The 15,904-nt window shown below is 64.4% G+C and carries 3 protein-coding genes; all 3 read left to right on the top strand.

Going from position 1 to position 15,904, the window contains the following annotated elements:
- The first annotated feature begins 174 nt into the window (after nt 1-174).
- The 3 genes from ABEH27_RS22110 (at nt 175) to ABEH27_RS22120 (ending at nt 15,888) form a co-directional block, all read left to right on the top strand.
- The gene (locus ABEH27_RS22110; protein ID WP_346615612.1) at nt 175-2,676 is read left to right on the top strand and encodes a TonB-dependent siderophore receptor; all 2,502 of its coding nucleotides are present in this window, start codon (nt 175-177) and stop codon (nt 2,674-2,676) included.
- Nucleotides 2,677-2,929: 253 nt separating this feature from the next.
- A complete protein-coding gene (locus ABEH27_RS22115) occupies nt 2,930-14,758 on the top strand; it encodes an amino acid adenylation domain-containing protein (protein WP_346615613.1) in 11,829 nt (3,942 codons plus the stop codon).
- A 170-nt stretch (nt 14,759-14,928) separates the two neighbouring features.
- On the top strand, nt 14,929-15,888 hold the full coding sequence (locus ABEH27_RS22120; protein WP_346615614.1) for an alpha/beta hydrolase: 960 nt from the start codon (nt 14,929-14,931) through the stop codon (nt 15,886-15,888).
- The last annotated feature ends 16 nt before the right edge of the window (nt 15,889-15,904 follow it).

A 15,904-nucleotide genomic window follows, 5' to 3' on the forward strand; every position in this document is an offset into this window, starting at 1 on the left:
GCGCCCGCGTCAGTTCACAAAAATGAAAAAATCATTAATTTTCGCTGAATGTCGCTCGTCTCATCTACGCCTTCAACCAAGGCGTAGGTGCCGACGCAGATCGGGAAGGGGTTCTGCGGGGCGTTTTTCAATACGCCAACCATTAGAAAAGACCATCACGACAAGGGGATTACAATGGGTTCCGTAGTACGGCAAGGGCGGCGCAGGACGTCTTCACTGCATAAGCGCGCGGGCATTCTGTGCCTGTCCGTATCGGCGCTGCTGCTGGCGATGGGGGATGCGGCATTTGCCAAAGAGGTCAAGATCGATATCCCCAAGCAGCCGCTGGGCAGCGCCTTGCGCGAGTTTGGCGAGCAGACCGGCCTGCAGCTCCTTTATTCCCCCGAACTGATCGGCAACGCGCAATCGTCGCGCGTGTCCGGCAACATGGAATCGGAAACCGCGCTGCATCTGTTGCTTGAAGGTACCGGCTACAACTTCCAGATCGAAAACGGCGCAGTGATCCTGCTGCCCGCCACCAGCAGTAGCAACGGCGTCACGCTGCAGTCGACCGCCATCACCAGCCAGGGCATGGGCGAGATGACCGAGAACAGTGGGTCTTATACCACCGGTGCGGTGAGCGTGGGCTCCAAGACCCCGACCAGCTTGCGCGACACGCCGCAGTCGGTGTCTGTGTTGTCCAGCCAGTTGATCGAAGACCGAAGTGTCACCAGCCTGCAGGACGCGCTGAAAATGGCCCCAGGGGTCACGGTGCAGAAAACCACCAGCGACACCTACGAGTTCTACTCGCGCGGCTTCAACATCGACAGCATTCAGATCGACGGCGCCGCGCCCATGGCGTTGTCGTCGGTGGCCACCAGTTTCTATTCGCGCCGCTTGTACAACCTGGCCGAATTCGACCACGTGGAAGTGTTGCGTGGTTCGGGTGCGCTGTTTGGCGGTGTCGGTGACCCCGGTGGCGTCATCAACCTGGTGCGCAAGCGCCCGTTGTCGGACTTCCAGTTGAAGTTCGAGGCCGCCGCCGGCTCCTGGGACAACTACCGTTCGCAAGTCGACCTGACCGGCCCGTTGACCGACAGCGGCAACGTACGCGGCCGACTGGTGACCGCCTACACCGACCGCCAGTACTTCACGGATAAACTGGCCACGCAGAAACCCACCGTCTATGGGGTGTTCGAGGTCGACCTGGGCCCGCAGACCATCTTTACCCTGGGTGGCATGTATGAGAGCACCCACTCCAACTCGTCGTTGGGCCTGCCACGCTATACCACAGGCGCTGACATCGGGCTGGCGCGTCACACCAACCTGGGGCAGAACTGGTCCTACATGGACAACATTTCCCAGGAGATCTTCACCAAGGTCGACCACTACTTCGACAACGACTGGAAATTGAACGTCTCCTACACCAATACCCGCGACGCCGGCAAGGCGCTGGCAGCGGTATCGGGCAACGCCGTCAACCCGGTGACCCTGGCCGGGCCGGTCTGGCGCGCCAGCTACAATGTCTACTCCACCAGCCAGGACCTGCTCGACAGCAACCTTTCTGGCAGCTTCGATGCCTTTGGCCGCGAGCATGAGTTCGTGCTGGGGGCCGACTATCAACGCGTGACCAGCCGCTGGCAGGGTTCAGGGGTGTTCACCGGCACCGGTGTGCCCATCGACGTGTTCGACCCCGGTTACTGGAAGCCGACCACCACCTCGCTGGTGACCCCGCGTGACTACAGCCCCAACACTCAGGAACAGTACGGTTTGTATGGTCGCCTGACGTTGCAGGTGAGCGATCCGATGAAGGTCATCCTGGGAGGCCGGGCAGCCCGTTACCACTTCCAGCAGGTGTACACCAACGCCGGTGTGGTGCAGAGCGACATCGACATGCGCGAACCGACGCGTTTCGTGCCGTACTTCGGTGCCATCTACGACCTCGATGACCAATGGTCGCTGTATGGCAGCTACTCGAAGATCTACAAGCCTCAACAAAGCTACCTTCGCGGGCCAATCGGCAGTAACGACGTGCTGGAGCCGCTGGAGGGCAAGACCTCCGAGGTGGGCATCAAGGGTGAACTGTTCGAGGGCCGTTTGAACACCAGCCTTGCCGTGTTCTACACCAAGCGCAAGAACGGCGCGGTGCAGGACACCAACTATCCGCAGGCGTCGGTGTTGTATGGCGGCAGTTGCTGCTACGTGAACCAGGGCGAGGTGGTCAGCAAGGGTATCGAGCTGGAAGCAACGGGCGAAATCCTCAAGGATTGGAACCTGATGGCCAGCTACGTGTACAACTACAACAAGAACGAGACTGACAGCACGGCGTTGAGCACTATCACGCCCAAGCATCAATTCAAGGTGTGGTCGACCTACCAACTGCCTGGAGAGTTTTCCGACTGGACCGTGGGCGGCGGGGTCGATCTGCAAAGCGCCACCTACGTCAGCGGTACCACGGTGCGAGTGGATGGCAATGGCAACGTTGTGGAGTCGAACATCCCGTTCGATTACAAGCAAAGTGGCTACGCGGTGTGGAACGCGCTGCTGCGCTACCGCGTGGATGACCACTGGACAGTGTCGCTCAACGCCAACAACCTGTTCGACAAATCGTACTACCAGACTGTTTCCAGCGCGGCGAACGGCAACTTCTACGGTGACCCGCGCAACTACATGCTGACGCTGCGTGGCGACTTCTAAGCTCTGTACGACAAGTCTCAAGGCTTTTCGTACAGAGCCTAAGCCCTCACTCGGCCGAGCTGCACAGCCCTGCACCGCCTGACAACAGGCGTCGACGCCGGCCAATTCCTGCCCAGGGATTGGCCGGCTTTGTTTTGCCCGGCCGGTCGGCTGCGGGCCCGCCACGGCTGGCCGGGTGTGTAAATTTCACCACAGGCCTTTCGTCATCTGAGGACGATCCAATTCCCGCTCCTTCGAAACGAGGCCGACACTGATGTCTTCCACCCCCCTGACCGATGATGATCTGCTGGCGCTGTTGATGGCTGACGACAGGGACGATCCGGGGGTCATTCGGCCTTTGGGTCGGCCGTTGACGTGTCAGGCGTCTTTCGCTCAGCAACGTCTGTGGGTGCTGCAGCAGCTGGACCCTGCCAGTTCGGCCTACCACCTGGCGCGCGCGCTGCGGCTGACGGGGCCCTTGCAAGTGCCTGTGCTGGAGGCGGCGCTGGAGCGGGTGGTGGCGCGTCATGAAATCCTGCGGACCGGTTTCGAAGCGGTCGATGGCCAGCCTATGCAGGTCGTGGCAACGGTGCGCCCGGTGCTGCAGGTCGAGCGCCTGGCCGCATCGAGCGAAGTCGAACGCCGCCAGGCATTGGCCGAGCGCCTGCAAGCGTTGACCCTTCAGCCCTTCGAGCTGAGCCAGGCGCCGTTGCTGCGTTGTGTGCTTTTCGAGCTCGGGCCCGAGGAGCATGTGCTGTTCCTGAACATGCACCATATTGTCTCCGATGCCTGGTCCAACCCCATCCTGCTGCGTGACCTGACCCTGGCGTATGCCCAGGCCCTGCAGGGTGATACCGCGCCCTTGTCGGCACTGCCTGTGCAATACGCGGACTATGCCCACTGGCAACGCCATGTGTACCCCGGCACTGCCGACTACGCACGGGCTCAGGCCTACTGGCAGGACTACCTGGCAGGGGACATCGCGCCCTTGGCCTTGCCGTCGGATCGCCCGCTTCAGGTTGCGCAGCCGAGCGTCGCGGCCTTGCAGCGCATCAGCGTGCCCCAGGCACTGCTGGCACGTCTGCACGCGCAATGCGAAGTGCTCGGGCTGACACCCTTCGCCTTCGTACTGGGCGCCTGGCAGCTGTTGCTGGCGCGCTACAGCGGCCAGTCCGATTTCTGCGTAGGGGTGCCCAATGCCGCGCGCAACCGCGCGCAGATCCAGGAGCTGGTGGGTTACTTCGTCAACACCCAGCTGTACCGGGTGCAGGTCGACGGCGCGATGACCGGGCTGGCGTTCCTGCAGGCCATCCGCCGCCACTCCCTGGCCCTGCTGGAGCATGCCGACTGGCCGATCGAGATGCTCGAGCAACAGGGGCAGGCTGCTGCCACATTCGAGACCTTGTTCAACTGGCGAGTGGACGGCGACGGGCCGACGGCGCTGCGGCTGGGGGAAGTGGCCGTCGACTTCCTGCCGACGGGCCCGCAGCGGGCCAAGTTCGCCTTGTCACTGGATGTCGACTATGCCCCCGAGGCCATCAGCGGGACAGTCGAATATGACCCAGGGCAGTTCAGCCCTGAGACCATCGAGCGTCTGGGGCGCTATTGGCTGCAGGTGCTGGACGGTCTGCTTCAGGCGCCCGAGCGGCCCCTTGCCGAGCTGACGCTGCTGGATGCCGAGGAGCAGCGCCGCGTCATTGCCCAGTGGAACCCCGCGCTGACGGATTACCCGGCCGAACGCTGCCTGCATACCTGCATCGAGGCGCAAGCGGCCAGGGCGCCCCACGCCATCGCCGTCGTGGCGGGCGAGCAGCGGGTGACCTACGACGTGCTCAACCGCCGAGCCAACCGCCTTGCGCACCAGCTGCGGGCCTCGGGGGTAGGGCCGGACGTGCGCGTGGGGGTCGCGCTGGAGCGTGGCGTGGACATGGTGGTAGGCCTGTTGGCCATTCTCAAGGCGGGCGGCGCCTACGTGCCGATGGACCCTGAGTACCCGGAGGAGCGGCTGGCCTATATGCTGGCCGACAGCGCCATCACCTTGCTGGTGACACATAGCCAATCGCGCGGCCAGTTGCCCGAGGTCGAAGGGGTAAGGTGCATCGAGCTCGATCAGATACCGGCGCTGGATGGCTACCCTGACACCAACCTTGCCAATATCACCCATCCGGGCAACCTGGCTTACGTCATCTACACCTCGGGTTCCACGGGCAAGCCCAAGGGCACTTTGCTGCCCCATCAGAACGTGACACGCCTGTTCCAGGCGACACAGGCAGATTTTCATTTCGATGAAAACGACGTCTGGAGCGTGTTCCATTCCTATGCATTCGATTTCTCCGTGTGGGAGCTGTTCGGCGCCCTGTTGCATGGCGCCACCGCAGTGATCGTGCCGCGGGATGTGGCGCGGTCGGCCGAGGACTTTCATGCCTTGCTGGTACGTGAACGGGTCACGGTGCTTAACCAGACGCCGTCGGCCTTCGCCCCATTGATTGCGGTCGCCTGCGCGCCCGCCAACCGTCATCTGGCCTTGGCGCTGCGCTACGTGGTGTTTGGCGGCGAGGCCCTGGACGTCAGCAGCCTTGCCCCCTGGTTCGAGCATTTCGGCGACCAGCATCCGCAGTTGATCAACATGTACGGCATTACCGAAACCACGGTGCATGTCACGTACCGAGCGTTGAGCCGCGCCGACCTGGCGTTGCAAGGCGCCAGCCCGATTGGCGAGGTCATCGATGACCTCTCCTGGTACCTGCTGGACCACGATTTCAACCTGGTCGCACCCGGTTGCCAGGGGGAATTGCATGTCGGCCGCGCCGGCCTGGCGCGCGGTTACCATGGGCGCCCGGGTTTGACCGCCGAGCGATTCGTCCCCGATCCGTTCGATGACAGCCCGCTGGGCGGTGGGCGCCTGTACCGTACGGGTGACCTTGCCGGCTACCGGATCGATGGCGTCATCGACTACCGGGGACGTATCGATCACCAGGTCAAGATTCGTGGTTTCCGCGTCGAGCTGGGCGAAATCGAAGCCAAACTGCAAAACCATGAAGCCATTGCCAAGGCAGTGGTGCTCGACAGGGATGGGCCGGGCGGCAAGCAATTGGTCGCCTACCTGCTGACCGAAGGTGAGCGCGCCGCTGACGCCCCGCAACAGGACACGCTGCGCAACGCACTGCGCGATTACCTGCGGGGGCTGCTGCCGGATCACATGGTCCCTGCGCACCTGATCTTCCTGCAGGCGTTGCCATTGACGGTCAATGGCAAGCTCGATCGCAAGGCGCTGCCCGCCCCGCAGGCCACCCTTGGTGCCGGGTACGTGGCACCCGAAAGCGGTCACGAGCACGCTATCGCCAGCCTTTGGGCCCAGGTGCTCAAGGTGCAGCGCGTAGGGCGTTACGACAACTTCTTCGAGCTGGGTGGGCATTCGCTGCTGGCTACCCAGGTGATTTCGCGGTTGCGCCAGGTGCTGAACATCGACCTGCCCTTGCGCACCTTGTTCGAGACGCCGGTACTGGCAAGCTTTGCGGCGTTGGCAGGGCAGGGCAGCCTGGACGGTGCGCCGCCCTTCACAACCGTGGATCGTACCCTGCCGCTGAGCCTGTCCTATGCGCAGCACCGGCAATGGTTCCTGTGGCAACTGGAGCCCGAAAGCTGCGCGTACAACATCCCGGCGGCGTTGCGCCTGCGGGGGCAGTTGGACGTCGCGGCGCTGGCCCGCAGTTTCGACGCGCTGGTAGTGCGCCATGAAACCTTGCGCACGAGCTTCCAGATCGAGGCCGGGCAGGCGGTGCAAGTGGTGCATGCGCACATGCCATTCGCACTGCAGGCCGAGCCGGTCGCCCCGCCAGCGGGCGAGGCGCTGGAGGGGTGGCTCAAGGGCCAGATCGAAAGGGAAACCCAACGCCCCTTCGACCTCGCGCAAGCCCCGCTCTTGCGGGTGAAACTGCTGCGCCTGGCGGATGACGACCATGTGCTGATACTCACGTTGCACCATATCGTTACCGATGGCTGGTCGATGCCCATCCTGGTCGAAGAGCTGGAGCATTACTACGCCGGTTTCTGCACTGGCCAGGTGGTGCCACTGCCTGAGCTGGCGGTGCAATACGCCGACTACGCAGCATGGCAGCGGCAGTGGATGCAAGCCGGTGAGCAGGATCGCCAGCTGGCGTATTGGAAACAGCAGTTGGGCGGCGAGCAGCCGGTGCTGGAGCTGCCCACCGACCGCCCGCGCCCGGCCGTGCAGAGCCTGGTCGGGGCCAACCATGAGATCGTGCTGGATGAGGCGCTTGCCGAAGCGCTCAAGGCGCTGGCCAGGCAGCACAATGCAACGTTGTTCATGGTCCTGCTGGCCAGTTTTCAGGTGTTGCTGCACCGCTACTCAGGGCAACGGGACATCCGCGTGGGAGTGCCGATCGCCAACCGCAATCGAGCGCAGATCGAGCGCCTGATCGGCTTTTTCGTCAATACCCAGGTGCTGCGCGCCGACTGCGATCCGCAGGTGTCCTTCAGCGCGCTGCTGGGGCAGGTCAAGGACACTGCCCTGGCGGCCCAGGCCCATCAGGACCTGCCGTTCGAGCAACTGGTGGAAGCGCTGCAGCCAGAACGCAGCCTGAGCCACAGCCCGTTGTTCCAGGTGATGCTCAATCACCAGACCCAGGTGCGTGGCGAAACCCAAGCGCTGCCGGGCCTTACACTGCAGCGGCTGTCGTGGGAGCGCCACAGTGCGCAGTTCGACCTGACCTTGAACACCTTCGAGCATGAGCACGGCCTGGGCGCCTCGTTGAGCTACGCCACCGCGCTGTTCGACCGGCAGACCGTGCAGGCCTTGGCCGATAACTGGCGCGTACTGCTGCAAAGCATCGTCGAGCAGCCTGAAGCGCGTATCGCCGACCTGGCGCTGCTTGATGCACAAGCCCGCCAGCAGGTCATCAAGGCCTGGAACCCGGCGCCGGCGCAGCAGCAGGTCGAGCAGTGCTTGCACCAGGCTATCGAGGCCCATGCCGCCCGTTCGCCGCAGGCGGTAGCTGTGACGTGCGAGGGCCGACAACTGACCTACCGCCAGCTCAATCAGCGCGCCAACCGCTTGGCTCGCCAGTTGCGGGGCCTGGGCGTAGGCCCGGACGTGCGGGTGGGCGTTGCCATGGCGCGCAGCCTGGACATGGTGGTTGGGCTGCTGGGGATTCTCAAGGCCGGTGGTGCCTATGTGCCCCTGGACCCCGAATACCCCGAGGACCGCCTGGCCTACATGATCGAAGACAGTGGGATCACCTTGCTGCTGACGCAGCCCGACCTCTCGGGGCAGCTGCCCTTGGCCCCGGGGGTGCAGAGCCTGGTGCTGGGGCAGGACGAACCCGCGCTCGACGCTGACGACCTCCATGACCTGGACAACCAGACGTCGCCTGAGAACCTGGCCTATGTGATCTATACGTCGGGCTCCACCGGCAGGCCCAAGGGGACGTTGCTGCCGCATGCCAATGTGATGCGTCTGTTCCAGGCCACCCAGGGCTGGTTCCAGTTCAATGCCGAGGATGTCTGGAGCGTCTTCCACTCCTATGCCTTCGACTTTTCCGTGTGGGAGCTGTTCGGCGCGCTGCTGCATGGCGCCCGGGCGGTCATCGTCCCGCGCGACGTGGCGCGCTCGCCGGAGGACTTTCATGCCCTGCTGGTACATGAGCAAGTTACGGTACTCAATCAGACACCGTCGGCGTTCAAGCAACTGGCTGCCATTGCCTGCCAGCCGGTACATGACCCGGCGGCGCTGGCCTTGCGCTACGTCGTGTTTGGCGGCGAGGCGCTGGATATCGCCAGCCTCAGGCCGTGGTTCGAGCGCTTCGGTGACCAGCGCCCCCAGTTGATCAACATGTACGGCATCACCGAAACCACGGTGCACGTCACCTACCGCCCGTTGCGGCTGGCCGATGTGCAGCGCGAAGGCCTGAGCCCGATCGGCGAGGTCATTCCCGATTTGTCCTGGTACCTGCTGGACGCCAACCTCAACCTGGCCGTGGCCGGCAGCCATGGCGAACTGCACATCGGCCAGGCGGGGCTTGCGCGTGGCTATCATCAGCGCCCGGCGCTGACCGCGGAACGCTTCATTCCCGACCCGTTCGACCGCAGCCCTCAGGGCGGCGGCCGGCTGTACCGTACCGGTGACCTGGCGCGCTACCGCGCCGAAGGCGGCATCGACTATGTGGGCCGTATCGATCATCAAGTGAAGATCCGCGGCTTCCGGATCGAGTTGGGTGAAATCGAAGCGCGCCTGCAGGCGCACCCTCGCGTTGGCGAGGCGGTGGTGCTGGCTGTCGACGGCCCTGGCGGCAAGCAGCTGGTTGCCTACCTGATCACCAATGAGGCGCAGCCGCTGCAGCTGGCCGCTGAGCATCAATTGCGCAGCGAACTGCGGGATTACCTGCTGGCCGGCCTGCCGGACCATATGGTGCCCGCGCACCAGGTGTTCTTGACTGCCTGGCCACTCACCACAAACGGCAAACTCGACCGCAAGGCACTGCCGGCACCTGATTCCACACACGTGCGGCAAACCTTCGTGGCCCCGGAAACGCCCTTGCAACAACAGATTGCAGCGGTATGGGCCGATGTGTTGAAACTGGACCGCGTGGGGCTTGCAGATAACTTCTTTGAATTGGGTGGCGACTCGATCATCTCGATCCAGGTAGTCAGCCGAGCGCGCCAGGCGGGCATCCGTTTCACGCCCAAGCAGCTGTTCCAGCACCAGACCGTGCAGGGGCTGGCCACGGTGGCCAGGCAGGGCGAGCAGGGTGAAATGCTGATCGACCAGGGACCTGTCACAGGCCGGGCCCTGCTACTGCCGATCCATCAGTATTTCTTCGATGAGTCGATCCCGGAGCGGCATCATTGGAACCAGGCCCTGTTACTGCAGCCGGTCGAGGCCTTGGACGCTCAGGTACTGGAGGGTGCGCTGCAGGCGTTGATCGCCCACCACGATGCCTTGCGCTTGAGTTTCACCCAGGCCGATAACGGTGGTTGGCAGGGCCATTACCAGGACGTCGCGCAGCAACCGTCGTGCTTCTGGCACGAGACGGTGGCCGATGTCACGGCGCTGGAAGCCTTGTGCGAGCGCGCCCAGCGCAGCCTCGACCTGGCCCAGGGGCCATTGCTGCGCGCGGTGTTCGCCACCTTGCCCGATGGCGGCCAACGGCTGTTGCTGGCGATTCACCACCTGACGGTGGACGGGGTGTCCTGGCGCATCCTGCTGGAAGACCTGCAGACCGCGTATGGCCAACTGCGGGCAGGGCAGCCCGTCAGTCTGCCGGCCAAGACCAGTTCTACCCGTGCATGGGCCGAAAACCTGCGCGATTATGCCCAAGGCATCGGGCTCGAGCAGTTGCCGTACTGGCAAGCCCTGTTGACGGATGTGCAGGCCGATCTGCCTTGCGACAACCCTTCAGGGTCGCTGCAAGGGGTACACATGGCGGTCGCCCATACCCGCTTGAATGCCGAGGATACCCGCGCCCTGTTGCAACAGGCGCCGGCGGCCTATCGCACCCAGGTCAACGACCTGTTGCTGACCGCCCTGGCTCGAGTGATTGCGCGCTGGACTGCGGCCGAGCATGTGCTGGTGCAGTTGGAGGGGCATGGCCGCGAGGACCTGTTCGACAGCGTGGACCTGACCCGTACCGTGGGTTGGTTTACCAGTATGTTCCCGGTCAAGCTCAGCCCTGCGCCATCGCTCGCGCATTCGCTCAAGTGCATCAAGGAGCAGCTGCGGGCTATCCCCGACAAAGGGGTGGGCTTTGGTGCGTTGCGCTACCTTGCCGATGAGCCCACCCGTCAGGCCTTGGCCGCCTTGCCGGTGCCGCGCATCACGTTCAACTATCTGGGGCAATTCGACGGCAGCTTCGCCGAGCCCACGGGCGAGGGCGGCCAAGGGGCCGGGCTGCTGACCCCGGCAGCAGAAAGCAGCGGCGCCAGCCTGAGCAGCGAAGCGCCTCTGGGTAACTGGCTGTCCATCAATGGTCGCGTCTATGGGGGGGAGCTGAGCCTGGGCTGGAGCTTCAGCCGGGAGATGTTCAAGCCGGAATCGGTGCAGCGGCTGGCGGATGAATACGCCGCCGAGCTCAAGGCCCTGATCGCCCATTGCGTCAGCGGCGAAGTGGCGGGCATCACCCCATCGGACGTGCCGCTGTCTGGCCTCGATCAAGTGCAACTGGACAGCCTGCCCGTTGCGGCGGCGCACATCGAAGACATCTACCCGCTGTCGCCCATGCAACAGGGCATGCTGTTCCATGCCAGCGAAGACGATCAGGCAGACCTGTACATCAACCAGACCAGCGTGCCGGTCACCGGGCTGGATGCCACGCGTTTCATCGACGCCTGGCAACAAGTGGTTGCCCATCATCCGATCCTGCGCACAAGCTTCCATCAAGGGGCACCCTTGGTTGAACCGGTGCAGCTGGTGCAGCGCCAGGCGCAGCTGGACATTCGCCTGCTGGACTGGTCGTCCAGAGCTGTGAGCGACGATGAGCTGGCGCAACAGGTGCTGGATGATCGTCGCCGTGGTTTCGACCTGGCCCAGGCGCCACTGATGCGGCTGACCCTGATAAGCCTGGCGGACCGTCATCATCTGATCTGGACCAGCCATCACCTGTTGATGGACGGTTGGAGCGCCTCACGGTTGATTGCCGATGTGCTGGCCAGCTACGCAGGCCAGGCCCTCGAGGCCCAAACGTGCCGTTACCGTGACTATATCGACTGGTTGCAGCGCCAGGACCTGCAGGCCGCCCAGCGCTTCTGGGAAGAAAAACTGGACGGGGAGGGTGCCGCGACGCTGCTCGCCGACGCATTGCCGCAGCCTGCGGCGCCATTGCCCGGGCATGCCGCGCTCTACCTGAAGTGGGACCAGGCGCGAACCCAGGCGCTGCAGGACTTCGCCCAACGCCAGCGGATCACGCCCAACACCTTGATCCAGGCCGTGTGGTTGCTGCTGCTGCAACGCTACACCGGCCAGGACCGCGTGTGCTTCGGCGCCACCGTGGCCGGCCGACCGGCAGACGTGGTCGGTGCCGACAAACTGCTGGGCCTGTTCATCAATACCATCCCGGTGATTCAGCGCCCCGTTGTTACCCAGCCTGTTTCGCAGTGGTTGCAGGCGCTGCAGACCTACAACCTGGAGGCCCGCGACTTCGAGCACACCTCGCTGGCCGACATCCAGCGCTGGAGCGGCCGCAGTGGCTTGCCCCTGTTCGACAGCATCATCGTGTTCGAGAACTACCCGATCGATGACCGCTTGCAGCAAGGCGTAGGCGGCCCTTTGAGCTTCGGGCAGGTGCAAACGCGGGATGTTACCAACTACGCCATGGACCTGGCGGTGAACCTGGGCAACACCCTGAGCATCGAGTTCCTCTACCTGCGCAACCGCTTCAGTGAGCCGGTGGTTGCGAACATCGTCGCCGCGTTCGACACCTTGCTCGACGCCATCCTGGCCAACCCCGAGGCATGCCTGGGCAACTTGCCCCTGTGCGCCCCTGGGTTGCCGGCGGCGGCCACCGCCCTGCCGGCGCGCACCTCGGTGGCCGAGCTGATTGCCGCCCAAGCGCAGCGCTCAGGCGATGCCATAGCGGTGGTCTGCGCGGAGCAATCCCTGAGCTATGGAGCATTGGAGCAGCGTGCCAACCAGCTGGCGCACGTGCTGGTAGCGCGGGGTATCGGGCCGGAAAGCCGGGTTGGAGTGGCCCTGGAACGTTCGGTGGACAGCATCGTGGCGTTCTATGCCGTGCTCAAGGCCGGCGCGGCCTACGTGCCGCTGGACATCGACTACCCTCGTGAACGCCTGGAATGGATCATCCAGGATTCGGGCATGGCGCTGCTGCTGACCCACTCGGCGCTGCTGGCACGTCTGCCCGTCACGCCGGGGTCCGGATGCCTGGTCCTGGACGGCCTGGACCTGGCGGCCCAGCCCGGCAGCGCACTGCAGGTACGGGTAAACGAGCAGAACCTGGCCTACATGATCTACACCTCGGGTTCCACCGGCCAGCCCAAGGGCGTGGCGGTGAGCCATGGGCCGTTGAGCATGCACTGCCAGGCGATCATCGAACGCTACGGCATGGACCGTGACACCCGCGAGCTGCTGTTCATGTCCTTCGCCTTCGACGGCGCCCAAGAGCGCTGGCTGTCGACGATGCTGGCCGGAGGGCGGCTGGTGATGCGTGACAGCCAGCTATGGACCGCCGAGCAGACCCTGCAGGTGCTGCGCGACCAGGCGATCACCATCGCCTGTTTCCCGCCGGCCTACCTGCAGCAATTGGCCGAGCAGGCTGCCACAGAGGTGTTGCCGCCGCCCGCAGTGCACACTTACTGCTTCGGCGGCGACGCGGTGGCGCAGGCGACTTTCGAGTTGGTCAAGGCCAGCCTGCAACCGCGCTACCTGACCAATGGCTATGGCCCGACCGAAACCGTGGTGACCCCGCTGCTGTGGAAGGTCGCTGGAGATCAGCCTTGCGGCGGCCCGATCGCGCCGATTGGTGAAGCCGTGGGCGCGCGTGAGTTGTACGTACTGGACGATCAGCTGAACCTGTTGCCCGATGGCGTGGCCGGTGAGTTGTACATCGGCGGCGAGGGCCTGGCGCGGGGTTATCACCAGCGTCCGGGGCTCACCGCCGAGCGTTTCGTGGCCAACCCGTTCCAGGCCGGTGGCCGGTTGTACCGCAGTGGCGACCTGGTGCGCCGGCGCGCCGACGGCATCTACGACTATCTGGGGCGTCTGGACCAGCAGGTTAAGATCCGCGGCTTCCGTATCGAGCTTGGCGAAATCGAGGCGCGCCTGCGTGCCTGCGAAAGCGTGCGCGATGCGGTCGTGAGCGTGTTGGGCGAGGGCGCCGACAAGCGCCTGGTGGGGTTTGTCACCAGCTCCGCCAGCGAGGACATCGGCGAGTCGCTGCGCGAGCAGCTGCGTGCGCTGCTGCCCGATTACATGGTGCCCGCCCGTGTTCTGGTGCTGGACGCCCTGCCGCTCAACCCGAACGGCAAGGTGGACCGCAAGGCGCTGCCCGACCCGGACTTCAGCGAGCCTGCGGCGCGTCATGTTGCGCCGCGCAACCTGTTCGAGGAGCAATTGGCACAGATATGGGCCGATGTGCTGGGCGTGGAAAGGGTGGGGGTGACGGACAACTTCTTCGAACGGGGCGGCGACTCGCTGCGCAGCCTGAAAGTGATATCGCGCGTGCGCAGCCTTCAACGTGAAGGGTTTGAACTCAAACTGCGTGACCTCATGACCCGGCCGACGATCGCTGAACTGTCCGGTTACAGCGAGCCGACGGCCGGGGCACTGGACCCGCTGCTGTTGCTCAATGAGCCGGTGAGCGGCGTACCGCCGCTGTTCTGCCTGCATGCAGGGTTCGGCACGGTGTTCGACTACGAGCCTTTGGCACGTCGCCTGACGGGCGAGTGCAGCGTTTACGGCGTGCAGTGCCGGATGCTGCTGGACCCGGGCTGGCAGGACGAATCGTTGCCCGCCATGGCCATCGACTATGCCCAGTACATTAGACAGAAGCAGCCCAGCGGCCCTTATCGCTTGCTGGGGTGGTCGCTGGGCGGCGTCCTTGCGGTGTTGGTGGCCGCTGAATTGCAGCAGCAGGGGCAGGTTGTGGAGCATGTATCGCTGGTGGACAGCTTCATCCCGGATGAGGCCGAGCCTGACGCAGCATCCGAGGCCTTTGACTGGCGCCAGGAACTGGCCGGTTTCTGTCAGGTAATGAATGTCGTCAAGCCTGCCGGTGCGTTGCCTTCGACCCACCAGGCCTCAACCTTGCCGTCGTTGCCACAGCTCACGGCGTACTTCGCCACAGGCGCTGACGCAGGGACGGGGTTCGATGCCGAAGACCTGGCCCAGGCGTTCATTGTCGGGTTGCGGTTGCGCGCCTTGTCGTTGCAAGCACTGACGTTGCCGATGCTGTCCGGGGCGGTGGGCTTCTGGTGGGCACAGGCCGCGGTTGGGCAGGTGCTCACAGATTTCGAACGGCAAGTGGCGGTCACGTCGACCCAGGTAGCGCTGGACACCGATCATTACAGCATTCTCAGGCATTCGCGCTTGCTGGATGGGGTGGCCCACGCTCTGGCCAACGAGGTGTCTGCCTAACCACCCAGCGCACGGAGCGGCGGCTGTCGGGCGCTGCTCTGACTGCGTGAGACCTTCGATATGACTGTGCCCCATCGCACCCCGGACCGGCCGCTTCATGGCCGCGCTGTCGGCGCGTGGGGCTTCTTGCTTTCACGTGTATGAAGTCCGTTCTTCAAGGAGAATCAAAGATGTCGCTGCATCCCGATCTGGAAGCTTTTCTGGAATTGGTGGAGCTTGGCAGGGCTACCGGTAAAAGCCTGCCCATGCATGAGCAGAGTGTCGAGCAGGCGCGCGAGGAGTTCGAGCTGAGTGCCCTGTTGCTCGACCCCGCCCCGCCGCAAGATACCGCGGTCACCCCGCTGCAGATTCCCACCCGCGACGGCGCACGGTTGCCGGCGCGGCTGTACCGTGCTCCTGCCTGTCAGGACCAGGGGCCGGTGATCCTCTATTTCCATGGCGGCGGTTACGTGGTCGGTAGCCTGGACTCCCATGACATGGTCTGTCGTCGCCTGTCGCAAGCCACTGGCTATGCGGTGCTGGCCCCCGCCTATCGCCTGGCGCCCGAACATCGCTTTCCGGCCGCAGTGCACGACGCCCACGACAGCGCCTGTTGGCTGGCCGACAATGCCGCACAACTGGGCCTGGACGCGAGGCGGATCGTGGCGGCGGGGGATAGCGCTGGCGCCACCCTGGCCACGTTGCTGGCGCGCACCGCTGCCCTGCAAGGTGCTGACGCCGGCTTCGCGCTGGCGGCGCAGGTGCTGTTCTACCCGGTCTGCGACGCCTCGGTCACGTACCCGTCAAGCCGCGCTTACGCCGAGGGTTACCTGCTGGAGCACAAGACCATGGACTGGTTCTACCAGCACTACCTCGACACGCTGGGCAAGCGCGAGGATTGGCAGGTGTCGCCGCTGTTGGCTGATGATATGCCGCCCTTGGCGCCCGCTTACGTCAGCGTGGCGCAATACGACCCGCTGCGCGATGAAGGGCTGGCCTATGCCGCGTTCCTGCAGCGGGGTGGTACGCCGGTGCACCTGAGGGAGGAAGAGGGGCTGACCCACGACTACCTGAGGATGTCGGGGGTGATCAATGGCGGGGTAGAAACGCTGTACCAGGCTGCAGCCCACTGGTTGCGGCAGCAGGGCTGAAATGCAAACCGCCGGC

The sequence above is a fragment of the Pseudomonas sp. P39-UII1 genome, from assembly GCF_039672635.1.
GTDB lineage: Bacteria > Pseudomonadota > Gammaproteobacteria > Pseudomonadales > Pseudomonadaceae > Aquipseudomonas.